16 protein-coding genes are annotated in these 23,300 nt (G+C 38.3%); 12 read left to right on the forward strand and 4 right to left on the reverse strand.

The window, feature by feature from the left end:
• The 4 genes from WFN33_RS17965 to WFN33_RS17980 all read left to right on the forward strand — a co-directional run.
• The coding region (locus WFN33_RS17965) for a beta strand repeat-containing protein (protein WP_336954400.1) at positions 1-3,918 on the forward strand (3,918 nt) is incomplete at its 5' end.
• Positions 3,919-4,031: 113 nt separating this feature from the next.
• On the forward strand, positions 4,032-4,628 hold the full coding sequence (locus tag WFN33_RS17970) for an IMPACT family protein (RefSeq protein WP_336954402.1): 597 nt from the start codon (positions 4,032-4,034) through the stop codon (positions 4,626-4,628).
• A complete protein-coding gene (locus tag WFN33_RS17975; RefSeq protein ID WP_336954403.1) occupies positions 4,621-5,238 on the forward strand; it encodes an acyltransferase in 618 nt (205 codons plus the stop codon). The genes WFN33_RS17970 and WFN33_RS17975 overlap by 8 nt, the downstream gene beginning before the upstream one ends.
• 127 nt (positions 5,239-5,365) lie before the next feature.
• Positions 5,366-6,208 (forward strand): universal stress protein, encoded by an 843-nt coding sequence (locus WFN33_RS17980; RefSeq protein ID WP_336954404.1) that lies wholly within the window; start codon positions 5,366-5,368, stop codon positions 6,206-6,208.
• A 378-nt stretch (positions 6,209-6,586) separates the two neighbouring features.
• Here the strand turns inward: WFN33_RS17980 and WFN33_RS17985 are convergent, their stop codons facing one another.
• Together WFN33_RS17985 and WFN33_RS17990 are read right to left on the reverse strand one after the other, a co-directional pair.
• Entirely contained in the window at positions 6,587-7,252 is a 666-nt protein-coding gene (locus tag WFN33_RS17985; protein WP_336954405.1) for an O-methyltransferase, read from the reverse strand.
• Positions 7,253-7,451: 199 nt separating this feature from the next.
• Complete coding sequence (locus WFN33_RS17990; protein WP_336954406.1) at positions 7,452-8,504, reverse strand: Rieske 2Fe-2S domain-containing protein; 1,053 nt, start codon at positions 8,502-8,504, stop codon at positions 7,452-7,454.
• 860 nt (positions 8,505-9,364) lie between these two features.
• Here WFN33_RS17990 and WFN33_RS17995 point away from each other — a divergent pair.
• From WFN33_RS17995 to pstB, 4 genes are all read left to right on the forward strand, one after another.
• A complete protein-coding gene (locus WFN33_RS17995; RefSeq protein ID WP_096734464.1) occupies positions 9,365-10,372 on the forward strand; it encodes a substrate-binding domain-containing protein in 1,008 nt (335 codons plus the stop codon).
• A gap of 103 nt (positions 10,373-10,475) precedes the next feature.
• Positions 10,476-11,855 (forward strand): phosphate ABC transporter permease subunit PstC, encoded by a 1,380-nt coding sequence (gene pstC, locus WFN33_RS18000; protein WP_336954407.1) that lies wholly within the window; start codon positions 10,476-10,478, stop codon positions 11,853-11,855.
• Positions 11,852-13,246 (forward strand): phosphate ABC transporter permease PstA, encoded by a 1,395-nt coding sequence (pstA, locus tag WFN33_RS18005; RefSeq protein WP_336954408.1) that lies wholly within the window; start codon positions 11,852-11,854, stop codon positions 13,244-13,246. The genes pstC and pstA overlap by 4 nt, the downstream gene beginning before the upstream one ends.
• Before the next feature lie 17 nt (positions 13,247-13,263).
• Positions 13,264-14,175 (forward strand): phosphate ABC transporter ATP-binding protein PstB, encoded by a 912-nt coding sequence (gene pstB / locus WFN33_RS18010; RefSeq protein WP_336954409.1) that lies wholly within the window; start codon positions 13,264-13,266, stop codon positions 14,173-14,175.
• Between the two features lie 560 nt (positions 14,176-14,735).
• Here the strand turns inward: pstB and WFN33_RS18015 are convergent.
• Entirely contained in the window at positions 14,736-16,082 is a 1,347-nt protein-coding gene (locus WFN33_RS18015; RefSeq protein WP_004719230.1) for a dicarboxylate/amino acid:cation symporter, read from the reverse strand.
• A gap of 619 nt (positions 16,083-16,701) precedes the next feature.
• Between WFN33_RS18015 and sohB the strand changes: the two genes are divergently transcribed.
• Together sohB and WFN33_RS18025 are read left to right on the forward strand one after the other, a co-directional pair.
• Positions 16,702-17,673 (forward strand): protease SohB, encoded by a 972-nt coding sequence (sohB, locus tag WFN33_RS18020; RefSeq protein ID WP_336954479.1) that lies wholly within the window; start codon positions 16,702-16,704, stop codon positions 17,671-17,673.
• Positions 17,674-17,867: 194 nt separating this feature from the next.
• A complete protein-coding gene (locus tag WFN33_RS18025) occupies positions 17,868-19,010 on the forward strand; it encodes an acyl-CoA dehydrogenase family protein (protein WP_224963824.1) in 1,143 nt (380 codons plus the stop codon).
• A gap of 85 nt (positions 19,011-19,095) precedes the next feature.
• Here the strand turns inward: WFN33_RS18025 and WFN33_RS18030 are convergent, their stop codons facing one another.
• Positions 19,096-19,614, reverse strand: coding sequence for a DJ-1/PfpI/YhbO family deglycase/protease (locus WFN33_RS18030; RefSeq protein ID WP_336954410.1), 519 nt, complete (start codon positions 19,612-19,614; stop codon positions 19,096-19,098).
• 251 nt (positions 19,615-19,865) lie between these two features.
• Here WFN33_RS18030 and pheA point away from each other — a divergent pair, with 251 nt between their 5' ends.
• Both pheA and WFN33_RS18040 read left to right on the forward strand, forming a co-directional pair.
• Positions 19,866-20,972: a prephenate dehydratase gene (gene pheA, locus WFN33_RS18035; RefSeq protein ID WP_004719240.1), complete on the forward strand. Its 1,107-nt coding sequence runs from the start codon at positions 19,866-19,868 to the stop codon at positions 20,970-20,972.
• 32 nt (positions 20,973-21,004) lie between these two features.
• Complete coding sequence (locus WFN33_RS18040; RefSeq protein ID WP_336954411.1) at positions 21,005-23,251, forward strand: bifunctional prephenate dehydrogenase/3-phosphoshikimate 1-carboxyvinyltransferase; 2,247 nt, start codon at positions 21,005-21,007, stop codon at positions 23,249-23,251.
• The last annotated feature ends 49 nt before the right edge of the window (positions 23,252-23,300 follow it).

Raw genomic sequence — 23,300 nt, forward strand, 5'->3', positions numbered from 1 at the left:
CTTCCACCAACTTCAGTGACCAATGGTTCGGTTATTCCGAGCGATACTACAGCACCAACATTTGTCAATGCGACAGTTGATCCATTGGGTACGACCTTAACGCTGAACTACAATGAAGCACTTGATCCATTAAATCCACCAGTTGCAGGCGACTTCGCAGTGACAGCGGATGGTCAAGTGGTTGCGATCACGGGTGTGTTAGTGGTGGGTAGTAGCGTGGTGTTAACCTTGGGTGCTCCAGTGACCTTAGGTCAAGCGGTGCAAGTGGGTTATACCGATCCAACAGCAGGTAATGATCCAAATGCGATTCAAGACATTGCGGGCAATGATGCAGTAACTCTTCCACCAACTTCAGTGACCAATGGTTCGGTTATTCCGAGCGATACTACAGCACCAACATTTGTCAATGCGACAGTTGATCCATTGGGTACGACCTTAACGCTGAACTACAATGAAGCACTTGATCCATTAAATCCACCAGTTGCAGGCGACTTCGCAGTGACAGCGGATGGTCAAGTGGTTGCGATCACGGGTGTGTTAGTGGTGGGTAGTAGCGTGGTGTTAACCTTGGGTGCTCCAGTGACCTTAGGTCAAGCGGTGCAAGTGGGTTATACCGATCCAACAGCAGGTAATGATCCAAATGCGATTCAAGACATTGCGGGCAATGATGCAGTAACCCTTCCACCAACTTCAGTGACCAATGGTTCGGTTATTATTCCGCCACTTAATGCTGTAAATGATGAATTTGCATTGGATCTAGGTCAGGAAACTCGTATTGATCGTACAGAAGTTGCTGGTTCAGATATCGCAGTGGTTGATATCTTGGGGAATAATGCTACCGGTCTAGATTTTTCAATTCCACAAACAACAGGCAATGCAGGTAAGGGGTCGACTGGTAATATTTCTGTCACGGTTTCGCAACAAGATCTGATTTCGGTCGGTGAGGCTGTTCAGATTGTTATTTATCAGCAAACTACCAATGGACCAGTGGAGGTTGCACGTGGTACGAGTCAAGGTGGTATTGTCACTGTTGGTGGTATTGGAATCATTGGTGTCGTAAATAGCAACGATTCAATTAAGCTTGATTTTACTAATTTACCAGAAGGTAATTATACGGTAGCCGTTCAGGCAGATGATAGTGCTCTAACAACCTTACTCAAAGATGTTGCTATTAGTGATCTTGGTGGTGAAGGGGAAATTCTGGGGGCTTCAAATGCTGCAGCTATCGGGGCAGCAATTACTGCAGTACTCGGCCCGGTTTTGGGTGCTCCAATACTTGCTTTAGTCAATACAATTTTAATCCCTGTTAATACAATTGGCTTACCACTTTCAAGCGTAGTTAACCAGCTACTGGACGTATTACCAATTGGAGTAATTGATTACATTGTTGATGCTGCTGTTGCTCCTCTATTGTCAAACTTGTTAACGATTTATGAAAAAACAAATATCAGTGTAACTGGAACTGAAGAAGTTTTTGCTAACTATGAATTAACAGGTAATGTTTTTGCTGATAATGGCAATGGGCAAGATGTAGTCAGTGGTGGTTCGATTATTGAAATAGATGGTTCATCTGTTGCATCAGGTACTGTTACGATTCAAGGAGAGTATGGCAACCTTGAAATTAATACTCTAACAGGAGTCTTTACTTATACTGTGACAGCTGGAGAGGCGGCTTTAGGAAAAACTGAAATATTTGATTATAAACTGTCTAATGGAACAACATCGGATATTGCTCAAATCATTATTAATATTGCAGGAACACCAGCAGATCCTGGAGAGTTGACTCCACCAGATCATGTAGATCAAGTTGTGGCAAATGATGACCTTGCAACTGTTAAAAATTATCATGAATCTGTGGGTGATGATGTTGGTGAACAAGGACGAGCTTCTCAATTATTAGGTGTAAATTTACTCGGACTAAACATCTCTTTAGGTAATACCGTACCATTTAATTTTGAAGTTGAAGAAAACAGCACATCGAGTATTCATGTCAATGTGAGCGGTAGCGTTGTAAGTGCTGCGATAGGTGGACTTATTGGTGCTTTATTAGGAACAGCTGATAAGTTTTTCAATGCTGTACTTGAACGTCAATATGTAGATGAAAACGGCGTTATACAAAAAGAGCACTTCATTGTGGAAGATGCTGTAAAACTAACGCCACCTGGATTGTTGGGCATTATCTTTAATTATTCTGGTCAGATTAATATAGATAATTTACCACCCGGCGTTTATACAATCGCGCTACAAGAGAAACCAACGGATTCTGGTTTATTACAACAAATTTTGAATTTATTGGATTCGACAGCATCTGCCCAGTTATTTGGTGGTGTTGAATTAACCATGCAAGACCAAACCAATAAATATTTGGGTTCAAGTACCATTGAAGGAAATGTAATTTCAAGTGTGGATGGTGCAGATGAAGTAAATACAACAACATTTGTTACTAAAGTGGCCAATGAAGTGGGTGATCCTGCAGTCACATTATCAGGTGCAAACACGGTTGTTGTAGGTGCTTACGGAACACTTTATATTTCTCCAAACGGACATTATAAATATGTGAGTAATGGTGATGCTGCAGATATTGGCAAGGTAGATACATTTACTTACACGATCAGGGACTTTAATGGCAGTGAAGCAACAGCGAATTTAAATATTCGTATTGATGGTGATAACTCTGGCGTGGTTTGGGATAATGCAAACCCTCAAAATGATATATCTCTTCCAGCTCCAATTATTTTAGACAATGCAGAGCATGTCGCTATTGGTGCTGTAACGAATGTGGTACAAACAGTAAGTGAAGCGAATCAAGGTGCTAGTTTTGCAGTGGCAGGTTCATTAGGTGGTGGTGCTGGTACTTATACTCCGACGACATTTAGTGTGGCGAATACAGACTCTTCTCATGTTGTAGTTAAAGTAAATATCCCAGCACTTTCAGTTTCTCTATTGCCAACGATTGTTCTTACAATCAAAGATCAAAATGGTACAGTTGTTGGGACGATAACCGGTAAGCCTCTTCTCAATGCACTTGGAAGTTCAATAACTGTCGACATGCCTAATTTAGGGCCAGGAACCTATACAATTACAGCATCTGCATCGGGTAATATAGGTTTAGGATTTAATGCTACAGTGAGCTTAGCGCAAGATATTACCCATTATAATGAAATTGGCCCAGTAACCGCAGCTCCAATTATTGGCAACATGTTGACAGACGATACCTATAATCCATCTTATGCTAAATTTAGTATTGATACGGGTAATGGTCAGTTTGTAGAGGTTGGATATAATGGTGTGACAGTGCAAGGTGAGTATGGCAGTCTGTTCGTGAAAAGTGATGGAAGCTATGTTTATACACCAAGTGCGGGAGTAATCGGTCGTCAAGAAGTATTCGATTATAAACTCTCTGTTTTTGGTCAAGATCATACAGCATCTCTTACTGTAACAGTTGATGCACTAACCACTGGTGATGCTCTCCGCAATACACTGATTAGTGGTGAACTGAATGATACCTTTACGGGTAATGGAGGTTCAGATGTGCTTGTATATCATGTATTAGAAAGTGCGAGTGCAAGTGGTGGAAATGGCGTCGATCATTGGACAGACTTCCATTCAGGAAATGTGAACACTGATACGAATGCAGACATCATAGATATTTCTGATTTACTGATTGGTTTTAATAGTGCAAATATCACAACCGATTTAACAGCATCGGCAAACTATCTGAAAAACTATCTTGGTGTAAGAGTTGATGGTAATAATGTCACTCTCACCCTAGATCGTGATGGTGCAGGAACTACGTACACTGGCAAAACCGATTTACTCCAATTGGATAATTTAGCGCAATCAGGTGCTGCATTTAATGGCAAAACGGAAGATGATATCTTGAAACTCTTGCTTCAAAATCATCAGCTTGTTCTATAATTTAGTCAGTAAATTGAAAAACCCTAAGTTCGCTTAGGGTTTTTTATTGTCCCATGTATTTTAAAAGCACGTTATAATGACAATATATTGAGTTTGAATACTTTATTTTCATTATGGTTTATACACTTGTATCTGAAACGATTTTTGAGGAAGACATTAAAAAGAGTCGCTTTCAAGCCATTGCAGCACCTGTTGAAAATGAGCAGCAAGTTAAAATATTTCTGGAAAAACATTTAGATCTAACAACAACACATCAATGCTGGGCATGGAAAATAGGTCATAATGTTCGTTTTAATGACGATGGTGAACCTTCAGGTACAGCAGGCCGACCAATCCTTGCAACCATTGAGGGTAATGATTTAACCAACACAATTGTATTGGTCAATCGCTGGTATGGTGGCATCAAATTAGGTACAGGTGGTTTAGTTCGGGCTTATGGCGGCTGTTCAGGGCAATGTTTGCTTTTGGCTGAGAAAATAGAACTGATTGAAAAGAAGAAAATTTATTTTCAATGCCACTTCAGCGAATGGTCGATTTTTCAGTATGAATTAAATACCCAAGACATTGAGTATAAAGAACAATATACCGCTGATGGTGTTGAAGTTGAGGCATTATTACAAATACATCAAATTGATCCACTTAAGTTAAAAGTTCAAGATGTAACGCGTGGGCGTGAGCAACTTAAATTGTTGGAAGACATTGATGAATGAGCAAGATCCATTACTAAAATATCGTGAACAACATAAGCATCGCTTAAACTATATGCCATGGCTGTATTATTCACTTAAACCGAAAAATCGAGTTTGGGCGGAGCAGTGGCAGCAGCAGTACCAAGCGTATTTAATGGCAATGGAAACTGTTGAAATAGGTAAAAATTGTTTTATTTCACCTTTGGCTCATATTTTTGCTGAGCCTGGTCGGAAAATTCTCATTGGGGATAATACTTTTATTGCAGCGGATTGTACGTTGCATGGGCCGCTAGAGATTGGTAATGAAGTTGCGATCAACCATCATTGTATTTTAGATGGGGGTAAAGTCGGTATTAAATTACATGATCAAGTCCGTATAGCCGCCTATTGTCATCTTTATGCTTTTGATCATGGTATGGATTTGAGTATTCCTGTTTATCAACAAGCTGTGACTTCCCAAGGCATTGAAATTGGTCAAGATGTTTGGTTGGGGGCACACGTTGGTGTAAAAGATGGGGTAAAAATTGCTTCACATGCCATAATTGGAATGAATAGTATGGTCACTAAAAATGTGGCTGAAAGAGAAATTGTGGCTGGAAACCCAGCACGTTTTATTCGTTATCGTGAATGAATGCACAGTTTGTACAAATACATAATTAAATTATGGAATTAATTACATAAAGTTGTCCAAACTTATAAAAACTTGTGCTAATTTAAATAATATAGACCCAAAGCTGTAAAGCTAAAGCGAGGTTAAAATGAACAGAGTAGTGGCTTGTATTGACTCTTCTCCGTGCATCAATGCATTGGCAGAAGCAGCCGCATGGATTGCTCAAAAAACTGGTCGTGAACTGGTTTTATTGCAAGTATTGGATTATTACCCTGCAAGTTATCATTTAGGGGAAATTAGTGGGGTAATTGGCTTCGAAAGTAATGCGATGTTGCTTAAAGAGCTGGCTGAGCTTGAACAAAAGCAAAGTGAATTAGCACTGGATTACAGCAATAATTTACTTAAGCATATTTCAGAAATGATTCAAGAAAAATACAATATCAGACCTATTCAAATTCAAGCCAAAGGTGATTTTCTAGAACAAAGCTTTAATGAGTTGACTGAAGATGATATCGCTGTAATCGGTCGAGTTGGTGAGCGTTCAGCTGAGAAGAATAAAATATTGGGCAGTAATGTTGAAAACTTTATTCGTGGAACGAAAAGTACTGTATTAACTGTTGGGCAAACATTTAAACCCCCAACCCGTTTTATTTTTGCTTATGAGCTTTCTGAAACATGTCAAAAAATGCTAAAACGTGTTGAAAAAAGTGATTTACTTAAACTTTTACAATGTCATTTACTTTATGTCGGTGATCATCCTGAAATTCTCAATGAGCCTGCGCAACGTTTAAAAGATGCGGGTCTGGATGTAGTAGTAGAATATCGTTATGGTGATGTTGCTGAAAATATTTTGGATTATCAAAATCAACATCAAATTCAATTGATTGTGCTAGGTGCTTTTAGTCATAGTAAGATTCACCAGTTCTTTTTAGGTAGTGTGACAACCTCAATCTTTAGAAATGCCTCTGTTCCATTGTTAGTCGCAAAATAAGTTTTATCTTAGGAAAAAAAAGCAACTTCACCGTCGATATTAAGTCAAAAGATGGATGAAACAGAAGAAATGGAATGCCACAAATAATGGGATTTGTGGCATTTTTTTTGATTAAAAAATTTAATAAAAATATTGCATTTTGAAATGCAATAGCTTTTTAATGAACTGTGAATTTAACTGGTTGAAAATTAATCGACAATTAAAAATATTTTATTTTCATAGGCTTATTAAATCATTATTGAGTTATCCACAATTCTACAAACAAGTTCAGGGGATAACTCTAAGGAAGATGATCTAAGCTTGAATAGATTTGTTAAAATCATAGCTACAAAAAAGCTGCTATATAAATAGCAGCTTTTAAATTTAGGTTACAATGGTTTATTTCACAATTGCAATGGCAAAACCATCATGTCCTTTGCTGCCAACTGTTTGTAAAGCAGTACATGACAGAATTTTAGGATGGTTTTGCATAGCTTTATACATGTCACGAATCCCTTCAATACTTGGTTTAATATTCGCTGGGTCAAGAATATCACCAGCACGAATCACGTTGTCCAAAACAATGACTGTTCCAGAATGTGAAAGGTTTAAGCTTAGCTCTAAATATTCAGGATAACTTTGTTTATCTGCATCGACAAAAATAAAGTCGAAAGCTTTAGTACTTTCAGGCAAATTCTTTAAAATATCAGCTGCGCGACCACATTTTAATTCAACGGTTTGCTTTAGATTAGCACGATCTATATTTTCTTGACCTAAAGCAGCATGTGTATCACGACCTTCAATCGTTAAAATATAGCCATCTTCAGGTAGCGCACGGGCTAACCACATGGTGCTATACGCTGCAAAAGTACCTAATTCTAAAACACGTTTGCACTTGTTCATTTGAATCAACATTTGCAATAACATGCCCTGATTTGCGGCAACAGCAAGGTGGTCTGGAAATCCTTTATCCTCAGTGTTTTTTAATGTTTGTATGAGGATTGGGTCTTCAGGAATTAAATGTGATTCGATATAGGTATCGATGTCTGACCACATTTGTTGCATGTTATACCACCTAATTGGAGTCACTTCGTTTATGTAATTTGCATTTTAATCTTTTAAACGAAGAGTGCAATTTTAATAGAAACTTTTGAGTTAAATTTAATCAACTTGAAAAATAATAAATATATAGAACGATACATTCAGGTTTTATTGTTTTAAAGAAGCCAGATCGACTTCTATAAAACATGGTGATGAAACTGATTTATGCAGCGAAGAATGGGCTAAATCCAATTTTTTTTAATAAACGGCGATACATACTTGAACTGCGATCAGCAGGGAAGTGCGCCTCAATGGATAAATCTAAAGGTAGATATTCTGGTTTTTGTGTCTCAACGATCAAACGGTCTTCTTCAAAGATTTTAAGGTTGTATTCATAAGCATCTTCTATTGGTAAATCTTGATCATAGTTACGACAAATGGGGGCAAATAATCGAGTACTACGTGCTGTCATGGGCGAGGCAGCATTCATAATGACCTGTTTCGCTTGATTGGGGAAATGAATGGTTAATGTTGCGGTAAAAGGCAAATGAATTTCAAAATGGCGTAACCATTGAAAATCCGCTTGTCCTAATTGATCTAGACCAATCGGGTAACGACCTACACTACTGATATAATCAGCACTAAAACCATAGTCTGTTTCTTGCGTAGTGTAATCAGGCACTTCTGTATTTTCTGGGTCACCAAAAGTTTCTGGATGTACCCATGCAAAATGGGCAACATCGATAAAGCCTTCCAATTGTCGACCAGCAAAGCATTTTAAATCGACTTGAGGACAAACCAGTTGTTGGTACGCGGTCTCATCCCAATGCGGCATATTTGGAATATTGGCTATATCCTGTTCTTTTGCTAAAAGTGAACACCAGATTAATCCATAACGTTCAACAGCAGCATAGGTTTTTAGGTGGAAACGGTCCGAAATTTTATGATTGGGATGAGCAGGGATTCGATTACATTTACCATTTTCACCAAAGCGTAAACCATGATAACGGCAAACGATACCTTGACCATCATTTGTTCCGATGCTTAACGGAACACCGCGATGTGGGCAGGCATCTTTGGCAACAATAATTTCAGCACCTATTTTATAAATGACCAATGGCATATCCAGCAACATGGTTCCGAGTGGTTGCTCAGTAATATCTCTTGCTAATGCAATTGGATACCAATATTGGGCTAAGAGTTGCCAGTCATGTTCGGAGAAGCTCATATGAACGGGGAGGTCTGGGTTAAAGCTGTTCAGCGTTTTGCTATTCATATTCAAATCTTTTATGGAATGCTCATTTGAATATAAAACAATGCTGTGTTCTTTGAAATTTCAATTATTATGCGTAATGATGGAAAAAAAGAGAACACATGATTGACTACTAAGCATGATAAGCGGTGGATTTCCATATATAGGCTTAGCTGTAATAATCTTTTAACATTTTTCCAAAATTTAATAAAAAAGAACTGAGTACAATAAGTGCGATGGAGAAACTGCTGCAAAAGAAAATAATTTTTTGATAATTTAACCTGCAACTATTCATTAAAGGCAAATAGTAGACTTGATACATTGAGCGTAAGGTTTGCATGGTTAATATAAATAAACTGATGAAGCTAAAACTAATGACAATATTTTGGATCAGATTGTATTGACTAATTTGTGCCAATAAAAAGTAAATGATCCAACAGCTCATATAGATAATGAATGTAATCATGCTAGCTGAGGCTACCATTTTTAGAAAAGTTTCATGCCATTCTTTACGGTTTAATCTCATTATTTAAATTGCACTTTTTTATTTATTTTAAAGGTTTTTAGATGAGTAAATAAGGTTGATACGACGTATATTGTCGCTTTAAGTATGTAAACGTTAATACAGTTTTTGTGACATACACATGAAATATTACAATTTGAATTGTAATATCCTCAAATTTAAAAAATAGCACACAGTTGATTACATATTGAATTTAAAAGATTTTTAATAAAATCAAATGTGAATTATCAAATATCATAAAAGCGTCATAAAGCTGTAACTTATTTGTCATATTTTAAAATCAAAATGCAATTATCCGAAAAGTACTACACAACAAGAAGTGGTGTACTTCAAAATTGCAGTTTATTTAAGAGAGAAAAGAATGCGCATTAATCACATCGCACTTGCATTAGCAGTTTCAGGGGCAGCAGTAGCAGCAAATGCTCGTGATACCATCCAAATCGCTGGTTCTTCTACTGTACTTCCTTATGCGAGTATTGTTGCTGAAGAATTTGGTAACACTTTCCCTCAATTTAAGGCACCTGTAGTTGGCTCAGGCGGTAGTTCTGCTGGTCTTAAACAGTTCTGTTCAGGTGTAGGCGATAACACAATTGATATCGCAAATGCTTCACGTAAAATTAAAGATACTGAAATCGCAGCGTGTAAAAAAGCTGGCGTAAACAAAGTCCAAGAAATAAAAATCGGTTATGACGGTATCGTTTTTGCTTCAAATGCAAGTAAAGCAGCTTATAAATTACGTCCACAACACGTATTTGCAGCCCTAGCAGCTGAATTACCATCAAATGGTAAATTGGTACCAAACCCATATACACGTTGGAACCAAATTGATAAATCGCTTCCAAATGAGCCAATTACTTTAGTTGTTCCAGCTTCTAACCACGGTACACGTGAAGTGTTCCAAGAGAAAATGGTTGAAGCGGGTTGCGAAACTTACGATTACTTCAAAAAGTTAGACAAAGATGCACAGAAAAAAGCATGTTCTAACTTCCGTAAAGACGGTAAAGTAATTGAAATTGCTGGTGATTATACTGAAACTCTAGCACGTTTAAAAACATCTCCAAGTGCGGTAGGGGTATTTGGCTTAGGTTTCTATGACCAAAACAAAGATAAATTACGTGTTGCGACAGTGAACAACGTTGTTCCTTCTGAGCAAACTGTTTTAAATGGTACTTACCCTGTATCTCGTCCTTTATACTTCTATGTAAAAGGTGAACACTTACAGTCAATCAAAGGCTTAAAAGAATATACTGAATACTTCCTTAACAAGAAGGTATCTGGTAAAGGTTCTAAGTTAGACAAAGCTGGTTTGATTTCATTGTCAGATGCTGAACGTGCAAAAGTATTAGCTGGTTTTAAAGCTGGTAAATAATAAAACCGCAATAATGGAGCTGATGGTGGGTGACTACCATCGGCTTTCCTTGCTAAGTAGAGTTTTTTCAAAGCATTGAAATTGAAAAAACGGTGGAGAATACATGAATCTGCTACTCATTGGCGTGTTATTGGCTTTAATCGCTATCGCATATCAAATCGGGCTACGAAAAAGCCGAAGCCTAGCAGGTAAGGGAAATAACACTGCAATTTTACATTCGCGTCCTGGCTACTATGGCTCTTTGGTGGCGTTGTGGTGTGGAATCCCAGCTTTTTTAATTTTGATTGTTTGGAATTTGGTAGAACCAAGTGTTTTACAACATCTAATTTTAAAAAATGTTCCAGCAACTGTTGCTTCATCGCTAGATACAGCTGGGGTAGATGTACTGGTAGATCGTATTAAAGCAATTGCCTCTGGCTTTGGTGTGACAGATACGCCAGCAGCTTATGAGGTTGCAGCTGCAGAACAACTCTCAAAATTTGAAAGAATTGGCTCGTTTGCAAAATTTGCTGTGGTAACGTGTGCTGCGATCCTTGGATTGATTTGGGCAAGAAAAAGAATTAGTCAACAATTTCGTGCACGTAACGAAGTTGAAAAAACTATTAATGTTGTTTTGATCCTCTGTTCTGGTGTCGCGATTCTCACAACTGTGGGTATTGTGATGTCGATGTTCAGTGAAGCGATGCACTTTTTCCAGTTTGTAAGTCCAATCGACTTCTTCTTTGGTACAGAGTGGAATCCTGGGTTTAGTACTTCAGGAAATGCCGAAGGAAGTTATGGTTTGCTACCATTACTTTGGGGAACACTCATGGTCAGTGGTATTGCACTACTGGTTGCTGTTCCACTGGGTCTAATGATTGCAATTTATCTTGCTGAATATGCTTCACCTCGATTCCGTTCATGGGCAAAGCCAACAATTGAAGTTTTAGCGGGTATTCCAACCATTGTTTATGGTGTTTTTGCCATGATGGTGCTTGGTCCAATCTTCAAATCAATTGGTGATTCTATTGGCGTTGAAGTTAATGCGACTAGCGCACTAACAGCGGGTTTTGCAATGGGGATTATGATTATCCCATTTGTATCTTCTTTATCAGATGACATTATTACTCAAGTGCCGCGAGCTTTGCGTGATGGTTCGTTAGGTTTAGGTGCAACCAAATCTGAAACTATTCGCCAAGTGGTTCTCCCAGCTGCCTTACCAGGTATTACTGGTGCATTCTTACTCGCAGTATCTCGTGCGGTAGGTGAAACCATGATTGTAGTACTCGCTGCTGGTAATAGTCCATTGTTACATATCAATCCACTTGAAGCTGTTTCCACAGTAACAGTAACGATTGTAAAACAATTAACAGGTGATACAGACTTTGCAAGTCCGCAGGCATTAGTTGCATTTGCACTGGGTTTAACTTTATTTACCATTACATTGTGTTTAAACATTGTCGCACTTTATATTGTGCGTAAATATCGTGAGCAATACGAATGAGTACATCAAATACATCTCCTGTGGATCAAAATGTATTTGATCCTCAAGCCGCTGCTGAGTCGCGAGAAAAACGTAAAGCTAAAATTGCTAGCTCATTGTCAAAACGCCATCGTAAAGAAAAGACCTTCCGTATTGCTGGCTTTTCAGCAGTGATTACTGGCTTGGCATTTGTAGCAATCTTATTTGGAAGTATTTTATACAAAGGGTTGCCAGCATTTTGGCAAGCAAGCATGACTGTACCTGTGTATTTTGATCCCGCTATGATTGATGCAGGACCAAAACCAACGCAAAAAGTAGGGGAGTCTCCTGCTGTTTTTCAAGAGCGTTATGTAGACTGGCAAACTAAAATGGGTATGGTTGATTGGGATGCCTTGATTGTAAATGCAATCATTGCAAAAGATCCTACACTTGAAAGCCGTCGAGATGATCTTTCGGGTGTTTACACCAGCTCAGAAGCTTATCGTATCCGTGATATGGTCTTCAAAGATCCTGCATTGATTGGTAAAACAGTCGAACTCAACTTCCTTGCTGATGCTAATATTGATGTTTGGTTAGCAGGTCATATCGATCGTTCATTACCTGATGAGCAACAACAACTTAGCCCAGAAGTACGTCAACTTTCAGATGATTTGGCCGCAAAAGGGATTATTAACCGAACTTTTAACACACAAATGTTCACTAACCCTGATTCACGAAGTTCACCTGCAACAGCAGGTTTAGCAGGTGCATTTATGGGTTCATTGTTCATGATGTTAATTGTGATTGCGATTTCTATTCCATTGGGCGTGGCAAGTGCGATCTATCTCGAAGAGTTTGCACCAAAAAACTTTATCACAGACATTATTGAGGTAAACATCAATAACCTTGCAGCGGTTCCATCGATTGTATTTGGATTATTGGGCGCTGCCATTTTTATTGGTTGGATGCATTTGCCTATATCCGCACCTTTGGTCGGTGGTTTGGTATTAAGTTTAATGACCTTGCCTACAGTAATTATCACCACTCGTGCATCACTGAAAGCAGTACCTCCATCAATTCGTCAAGCGGCGTTAGGTATAGGTGCTTCTCGTTTACAAACAGTATTCCACCATGTATTGCCTTTGGCTCTGCCAGGGATTATGACAGGTGCGATTATTGGTATTGCTCATGCATTGGGTGAAACAGCACCATTACTCTTAATTGGTATGAGTGCTTTCGTTGCAAATATTCCAGTATCTCCATTAGACCAATCTACGGCTTTACCTGTTCAAGTTTACTTATGGCAAGGTAATGAATTACGTAACTTCTTCGAAGGGCGTACGGCTGCAGCCATCATTGTGTTATTGGCACTCATGGTCGGTCTAAACAGCTTTGCAATTTGGTTACGTAAGAAATTTGAAGTTCGCTGGTAAAAGAGGGCAGAATAGAGATGAATACTGTAGAAACTAAAAATTCCTTAAGACAGGATACAACCGTGAATTCTGAACAATCTCAATTTACATCGACTGACAGTAAGCAAAAGCAAGCAAGCACTTCTTTTGTATCCCAGTTTGAGTCTTCGACGCCGAAGAAAGAAAAAAATACAACTGTGAAAATTAGTGCTGAAGATGTGCATGTTTACTATGGTGAAGCTGAAGCGATTAAGGGTATTGATCTTCAAGTTTATGAAAATGAAGTGATTGCATTTATTGGTCCATCAGGTTGTGGTAAATCAACATTTTTACGCACCTTAAACCGTATGAATGATACGATTGATACTTGTCGTGTAACAGGTAAAGTGCGTTTAGATAATCAAGATATTTATGATCCAAATCTAGATGTTGTATTGCTTCGTGCTCAAGTCGGAATGGTATTTCAAAAACCAAACCCGTTTCCTAAATCAATTTTTGATAATGTTGCTTATGGGCCTAAACTACATGGTTTAGCCAAAGATAAGTATGATTTAGAAGAGATTGTTGAAAATAGTTTGCGTAAAGCAGGTTTGTGGGATGAAGTTAAAGATCGTTTAAGTCAGCCAGGCACAGGTCTTTCTGGTGGTCAGCAACAACGTTTGTGTATTGCGCGAACAATTGCTGTAAGCCCAGACGTGATTTTAATGGATGAACCATGTTCTGCACTTGATCCGATTGCGACAGCAAAAGTTGAGGAGTTAATCTCTGAGCTTTCTGCACAATATACAATCGCAATTGTAACCCACTCCATGCAACAAGCAGCACGTGTTTCTGACCGTACAGCCTACTTTCATTTAGGAGACTTAATCGAAGTTAACTCTACAGAGAAAGTCTTTACTCAACCAGATCACCAATTGACTGAAGCTTATATTACTGGTCGTTTTGGTTAAGTCGAGCACTGATTAAGTCCAGTTTAGTTGTGAAATTAAAGAGCCGTAAGGCTCTTTTTCTATAGATAAAGCATATAAAAATTTGAGAAAATGAATTAAATTTATGAGAATGGTAGATCAAAAAAATTAAAAACCTAAGCTGCCAAATAATAAATTGATTGTCTAAATCTTTTCTTTGTTGGGTGCTGAAATAGGGATGTAATGCAGTTTTAGTTAAGTCTAGTATTTTTTAATAAAACCAATTTAATAAGAATGGGTAAGGCTAAATAATTTAAGAGGTAGGAATAGATGAGCTATGCGTTCATATTTCAATATAAGTGCCATGAAATAAATGCTTAATTATTTGAGCTTATAAGAGCGGGAAATTAAACAAAGGCTTTTTTAAGACATACATCATTTTAAGCTTTGTGTATTAAACATATTTTTCAGTTAGGGCTTTATTTTATATGCGAATAGCAGTTGATTGTTATTTGTAATTTTCTGAGCTATTCATAGTTGCTTTATATAAAAAAGGAGCTCAAAAGCTCCTTCTTATTACCAAGATTGCTTATAGTATGTTTTTAATCGATTGGATCTTCACGATGTTGTTCAACTGCTTTAGCGTCATAGTGTGCTTTACTCGGATGAGCGAATGCAGCAGCCAGTTTGTCTTTGTCTAAAGCATTGTCCCAACGTGCCACAACAATCGTTGCACACGCATTACCGACTAAATTGGTCAGTGCACGGCATTCAGACATAAAGCGGTCAATACCTAGAATCAAAGCCATACCTGCAACAGGAACTGCTGGAACAACAGATAATGTGGCTGCTAAGGTAATAAATCCAGCACCTGTAACACCAGCAGCGCCTTTAGAGCTTAGCATTGCAACGAGCAATAATAAGATTTGGTCTTGAATACTCAAATCGATATTGCAGGCTTGTGCAATAAAGAGCGCCGCCATCGTCATATAGATGTTGGTACCATCTAGGTTAAATGAATAACCAGTAGGAATAACCAAGCCGACTACAGATTTTTCGCAGCCTGCTTTTTCCATTTTACGCATCAATGATGGAAGTGCGGCTTCAGATGAACTGGTCCCTAAAACTAACCATAATTCATCTTTGATATAGCGAATTAGATCTGTAATTCTAAATCCATTGTAGCGCGCCACTGCACCCAAAATAACCAAAATAAAGAGTAAGGCAGTGATATAGAACGTCATAATTAAAAGTAAAAGATTTCCAATACTTTCAATACCATACTTACCAATTGTAAATGCCATTGCACCAAAAGCACCAATCGGAGCAAATTTCATCAGCATTCCAACTAAATGGAATACGGGTGCTGTAAGGTTATTTAAGAAGTCTACAATCGGTTGACCTTTTTCGCCTACCGCAGCTAAGGATAAACCAAATAATACGGCAACAAATAGAACTTGTAGAATATCACCACTGGTTAATGGGCTAACGATGGTTGTTGGAAGAATATTCAGCAAGAAGTCGACAATCGAAGCGTCATGTGCTTTTTCAGCGTACTCAACAACTTTCTCTGATTTTAATGATGTAGGGTCAATATTTAAACCTTGTCCTGGTTTAATAATATTGGCAACAATCATCCCGACGATTAATGCGAGTGTAGAGAATGTTAGGAAATAAAGCATCGCTTTACCGGTTACTCGTCCTACAGTTCCCATATGTTTCATGCCTGATATTCCAGTGACAACCGTCAAGAAAATAACAGGTGCAATAATCATTTTGACCAGTTTAATAAATGCATCACCTAATGGTTTTAAACTTGCACCAATATCTGGCCAAAAGTGTCCAAGAAGGATACCAAGTACAATGGCAAAAATAACCTGAACATAGAGGATTTGATAAAACTTTTGTTTTTTAGGGGGGAGGTGTTCATCGTGTGAGGAGATATCCATACTCAATCCTTATCCTTGATGTTGATAAAATTAAACATTTTTTAAAGAAATGACACGCAAATGTTCATAAATTTTAAAAATGTAATTATTCTTTTTAACGTGTTGATTTTAAATAGTTTAATCAAAATAACAAATATGTTATTTAGATAAAAAGAGCTGTTAAATAAGCTAATATAAATTTTAAAAATGTGTGATATATGTTTATTTGTATTATTCGTTTGATATAAACATGTCTATGTTTTTTTATGTGAATTTGTCATAAGAAAAGCCAGCAAAAGTTCTACTAAGTGGCATTTGGCTTATTTTCAAGATAAAGTCGCTGAATATAATGAAATCATCAAAGCTTAACTTAGATGTAAAAACTATTAATAAAATCTTAATTTATTCACGATGTGCATCTTTACTCGAATTTTAATGCGTTTTAAAGTATAAAAAAAAGCTATATTATTCATAACTTAAATTTGGTTATTGTATTTTCAAAAGTCTTAATAAGACCGACTTTTATACTTTATATAGCCTAAGTGAGTTTAGCTTTGTCGAATTTTTCAAAAAGTGTATTGAAATTTACCTGATCCGTCCGCATCTTATTAGAAAAGCATTTCCTCAAATATTCGAGATTATAAATTCTATGTTATTCCATTTACCTAAAGTACCCGCAGAACTTCGCATTAGTCATTTAAATGCTCGAATTAATGAGCAAAGAAAAAGAATTGCTCAGTCTACTGCATCGAAATTGGAACTGTTTCAACTGACTCAACAGTTTGTAAAAGAAGCTCGTATACGTAAAAAGAATAATCAAAAAATCTATGTATTGGATTTTAAAGGAGATGTACAAGCTTCAGCGGTTGAGAATTTACGAGAAGAAATTACCTTAATTCTTGCGACAGCAAAAGCAGGGCGTGATCGTGTCATCGTACGTTTAGAAAGCCCAGGTGGTATGGTGCATGGTTATGGTCTTGCAGCTGCACAATTAGTTCGTTTACGTGATGCAGGCTTTAATCTGACGATTTGTGTGGATAAAGTAGCTGCGAGTGGCGGTTATATGATGGCATGTATCGCAAGTGAAATCGTCTCTGCACCTTTTGCTGTGGTTGGTTCGATTGGTGTTGTTGCTCAAGTGCCCAATTTTAATAGACTGTTGAAAGAGCATCATGTTGATTTTGAGCTATATACTGCTGGTCAGTTTAAACGTACTGTGACGATGTTTGGTGAAAACACTCCTGAAGGTAAAGCAAAATTTGAAGAAGAGTTACAACAAACACATCAATTATTTAAGCATTTTGTTGAAAAATATCGCCCACAACTCAATGTGGAAAAAGTTGCTACAGGTGAACATTGGTATGGTGAAGATGCGCGTAATTTAAATTTAGTGGATAAATTGCAAACTTCAGATGAATATTTGCTGAGCTTACTGCCACAACATGATGTATATGTGATTCAAACACGTCGTAAGCCAACACTTGGCGAGAAGTTAGGTTTGCAGGCTGCACAAATGGCAGATGCCTTAATTCCATCCGTCGTGAATAAATTGATGAGTGAGATCACCAAGCTAAATTCTTCTTTACCGATGTTTAAAGACGATAAATTCTAAGTTTTAATTGTTTATTGACAACCTAAAGAGTAATTGGTGAAAGCTGATTACTCTTTTTTTATAGAAAAGTCTTTTCTTTATTCGCAAAAATGCTCAGAAAAAATGACCTCATGTGGTCATGACAAGTCCGTAAAAAATGATTAGCATGCTAGGGATCATAAAATCAAAAACTCAGATTGAAAGGAATACAAGACATGTTGGCATATGATGCAGATTTAGAACTTTTTCGTGATAACTTTAAACGTTTTATGAGTGAACACGTTGCTCCATTTTATGAGCAATGGGAAAAAGAAGGTTTAATGCCACGTTCAGTATGGTCATTATTGGGTGAAAATGGCTATCTTTGTGTGGATGTGCCTGAAGCGTATGGTGGTTACGGCGTTCCAACTGAATATTCATTGATGTTAGTTGAAGAGTCTGCACGTGCAGGCTATGGTGCCTTGTCTACCGCAATTTCATGTCATTCAGAAATAGCAGCTCCTTATATTTTGCATATTGCCAACGAAGAACAAAAACAATACTGGTTACCGAAAATGGTGTCAGGTGAAGTGGTGGGCGCAATAGGGATGACGGAACCGGGCGCGGGTTCAGACTTACAAGGGATGCGTAGTAGTGCAATTTTAAATGGTGACCATTATATTTTGAATGGTTCTAAAACGTTTATTTCAAATGGTCAGCATGCAGATTTAGTGGTATTGGCAGCAAAAACTGATCCACAAGCGCGTGCAAAAGGTGTGTCACTTTTATTGGTTGATACACATCTAGATGGATTTAAAAAGGGCACCAACCTCGATAAAATTGGTTTGCATTCGCAAGATACCTCAGAACTGTTCTTTGATAATGTTAAAGTTCCAGCAAATCAATTGTTAGGTAGCGCAGGTCAAGGTTTTGCCTATTTGATGCAAGAGTTACCTCGTGAACGTACTGCAATTGCAGCAACGGCACTTGGTGCAATTCGTGGTGCAATCGATATTACCACTCAGTATGTACAGGAACGTCAAGCATTTGGTCAGAAAATTGGCAGCTTCCAAAATACGCGTTTTGTTTTGGCTCAAGCAAAAATTGATGAGTTGGCAACAGCAGCATTCTATAACCAAAATTTAGCTTTATATAAACAAAGTAAATTGGATGTTGAAACAGCAGCGGCTTTAAAAAGTTTTAGTACTGATATGCAGATGAAAATCATCGATAGCTTGTTACAACTGTTTGGTGGTTATGGCTATATGACCGAATATCCAATTTCTCGTTTCTTTGTAGATGCACGTATTCAGCGTATTTATGGTGGAACAAATGAAATCATGAAAGAAATCGTGGCGCGTGGCATCATTGGTCGATAATGCATAAATAAATAGCAACGATAAAGTATTCAAATAAAAAACCTTCTTTATTTAAAGAAGGTTTTTTATTATCAAGGTTTAGGGATTAAGCACTTAATACATTTAAACATTCATTGATAAAGATAGGTAACTCAAAAGTTGAACGTGAAGAAATATATAAATTGTTGTCGTTTACCACTTCGCGATCAAAAACCACAGCGCCAGCTTCTTTAAGTTCTTTGAGGATATCTTCAATTGAGGTTAAGCGCCGTCCAATGGCAATTTGTGCATCGATAAGCAAATGGCTACTGTAACAACATAAAAAAATAGGTTTTTGCGCATTGGCAAAATTACGTAAAAAATCAATAAAGCGTTCATCTTCTTTAAGATGATAAGGGGAATAGCCACCCGGAATCATCAGAGCATCAAAATCCCGAACAGAGATTTCATCAATGCCTAAATCTATACTGACCGAAGATTTTCTTTGTTTGCTATACACAATATTCCCCGCAGACTTTTCAATATTGCGCACAGAATGGCTTGCAGCTCGAAAAGCTTCAACGGGATGATGATATTCCGCATCTTCGAAATCATGGGTAATGAGAACAGCGATTTTTTTATTCATATTCTATGACTCGAAATGCGCTTATGCTTTTTATCATAGAGCGCAATGTTTAAAATTCTATAGCTGCTTTGTAATTCATTTTGTGGTCAGAAAATTTATAAAGTGATGACATTTTATTCAATATATAAGTTGGAAGTGAAACATTGAAAAATGCACTATTGCCCAACAAATTAAACTGAACTATTGTTATACTGTCAGTGGTCTAAAACATAGACTTCTCGTAATTCTCGACTTTAAAGGGCGACATAACAATGATCAACGATGATCAAAAAACGACTTCTCTAGATCTTGCTCAAATCCGTGAAGATATTGACTCTGTAGATCAGCAAATCCAACAACTTATCAATCGCCGTGCAAAACTGGCCGAATCAGTTGCTAAAGCAAAATTTGCAGCAGAAGAGAATCCGTTATTTTATCGTCCTGAACGTGAAGCACAGGTTTTACGTCAAGTTATGGAGCGCAATGAAGGGCCATTGTCAGATCAAACCATGGCACGTTTATTCCGTGAAATTATGTCTGCATGTTTGGCACTTGAAGCACCACAAAGTATTGCATTTTTAGGTCCAGTCGGTACTTATACCCATTCTGCTGTATTAAAACATTTTGGTCAGGATGCTGTGGTTCGTCCACTACCAACGATCGATGAAGTGTTCCGTGAAGTTGAAGCGGGCAGTGCACATTATGGTTTAGTTCCAGTTGAAAACTCATCTGAAGGTGTAGTCAACCATACTTTAGACTGTTTTAAAGCATCACATTTAAATGTGATTGGTGAAGTTGAATTGCGTATTCATCACCAATTCCTGATTTCTTCAAATACCCGTAAAGACAGTATTAAACAAATTTATGCACATCAACAAACCCTTGCGCAATGTCGTAAGTGGTTGGATGCACATTATCCGGGTGTAGAACGTGTAGCTTTAAGCTCAAATGCAGAGGCTGCTCGCCGTATACGCAATGAATGGCATTCAGCAGCAATTGCATCTGATGTGGCTGCAAGTATTTACGACTTAGAGGTTCTCCACGGCAATATTGAAGATAATCCTGAAAATACCACACGATTCTTGGTCATTGGTCGTGAAAAAGTACCACAAAGTGGCAATGATAAAACCTCATTACTGATTTCAGCACATGACCGTGCAGGGGCTTTATTGGAAATTCTTGCACCATTTGCAAAACACAACATTAGTTTGACCAGTATTGAAACCCGTCCAGCATTACCTGAAAAATGGGCTTATGTATTCTTCATTGATCTTGAAGGTCATGTGGAACAGGACAATGTTAAAGCGGCGATTGAAGATATTCGCCCACTGGTTAAAGAAGTACGTGTACTGGGTTCATATCCGATTGCTGTGCTTTGATGTCGTTGTGAAATAGGTAGTTCAAAATCGTTATGTCACAACCTTTATTTAAAAAAGTTGCTTTTATTGGACTTGGATTGATTGGTTCAAGTCTAGCCCGTGTGATTGCAGCGGAACATCTTGCTGAAAATGTTGTTGCATCAACACGCTCAAAAAAAACATTGGAAGATGCAAAAGCTTTAGGAATTATTTCTGCGGGTTTTAGTGATCCTGTAGACGCTGTAAAAGATGCAGATTTAATCGTTCTGGCTTTACCCGTTCGCGCGACACAGAAAGTACTTGAAACGATTCAAGCTTATGTTTCTGAAAATGCCATCATTACCGATGTCGGAAGTACCAAAGGGAATGTGGTGGCTGCGGCACATGCTGTTTATGGTGAAAATCTTCCTGTAGGTTTTGTACCTGGTCATCCAATTGCTGGCGCAGAACATACAGGTGTCCATGCCGGTAAAGTTGACTTGTTTGTAAATCATAAAGTGATCCTAACGCCGTTGCCGACTAGTGCTGATTGGGCAGTTGAAAAACTGATTCAGCTTTGGCAGGCTGCAAAAGCTGAAGTCATTTGTATGGATGTGGACAAACATGATGAAGTGTTGGCACATACCAGTCATTTACCGCATCTGATGGCATTTAATCTGGTCGAACAGCTTGCAAATCGTGAAGATAACCTAGATATTTTCCGTTATGCCGCTGGAGGTTTTCGTGACTTCTCACGTATTGCTGCCAGTGATCCGCAGATGTGGCATGATATATTTTTTGCCAATAAAACAGCCATATTGAAAGCAGTTGATGGTTTTGAAACGCAACTTGCGACATTACGTCAACTGATTGAAGATGAGAATTCACAAGCCCTGATGGGATTGCTAGGACATGCACAAGCGGCACGACAGCATTTCAATCATATGCTCGCCAATAAACCTTTGATGGAGAAAAATAAGGTGACACAACAATTTACCATTTTGCCGGGTGAGAAGACATTTAAAGGTAAATTTACCGTGCCGGGTGACAAGTCAGTGTCACATCGTTCCATCATGTTTGGTGCAATCGCTGAAGGTACAACCCATGTTACAGGTTTCCTAGAAGGTGAAGATGCTTTAGCAACACTTCAAGCATTTCGTGATATGGGTGTCAGTATTGAAGGCCCTAAAAATGGTGAAGTGATCATACATGGTGTGGGTATTCATGGTTTAAAAGCACCCAAAACGGCACTGTACATGGGTAATTCTGGTACATCGATGCGTTTGCTTTCAGGCATGCTTTCAGCACAACAGTTTGACTCTGTGATGACGGGTGATGCGTCTTTGTCTAAGCGTCCAATGGAGCGTATTGCAAAACCTTTACGTGAAATGGGTGCGCAAATTCAAACCACGGGTGAACGTGGTACTCCGCCTGTTTCTATCACTGGCGCTCAAGCACTGAAAGGGATTCATTACGATTTGCCAATGGCATCTGCGCAAGTCAAATCTGGAATTTTATTGGCAGGTCTATGGGCAGAGGGAGAAACCTCTGTGACTGAACCTGAACCAACCCGTGACCATACTGAGCGTATGTTACGTGCTTTTGGTTATGCTGTGAAAACGGAAGGTAACCGTATTTCACTCCAAGGTGGTGGCAAGTTGGTTGGGACAGAGATTCAAGTGCCTTCTGATATTTCTTCTGCTGCATTTTTTATGGTGGGTGCTGCCATTACTGAAGGTTCAGATATTACCCTTGAAGCTGTTGGGATTAATCCAACTCGTACAGGTGTAATCGAAATCCTTAAGCAAATGGGTGCAGACTTAACTGTTGAAAATGAACGAATTGCAGGCGGTGAGCCGATTGCTGATATACGTATCCGTGGTACCCGTACACTGAAAGGCATTCATATGCCTGAAGATCAAGTACCGTTGGCAATTGATGAGTTTCCATCTTTGTTTATTGCTGCTGCATGTGCTGAAGGGAAAACGGTGTTAACAGGTGCTGCCGAATTACGGGTTAAAGAGTCTGATCGTATCCAAGTGATGGCAGATGGTTTAAAAACCATGGGGATTGATTGTACGCCAACTGATGATGGCATCATCATTGAAGGAAAAGGTAAATCGGGCGACTGGTCTGCTATTTTCTCTGGCGGTGAAATTGAATCGCACCATGACCATCGTATTGCAATGAGTTTTTCGATGGCGGGTTTACGTAACTCTGGCGAGATTAAGATTATTGGCACTGAAACAGTAGCAACAAGTTTCCCCACATTTACTGAACTCACCAATCAGGCGGGGCTTCAGATTGAAGTCACGGAATAAATCAGTCCTTGTCTAATATTTGTATAATTAATTAAAAACAGCCAAGCAA

Source organism: Acinetobacter sp. AS167 (genome assembly GCF_037152175.1).
Lineage (GTDB): Bacteria > Pseudomonadota > Gammaproteobacteria > Pseudomonadales > Moraxellaceae > Acinetobacter.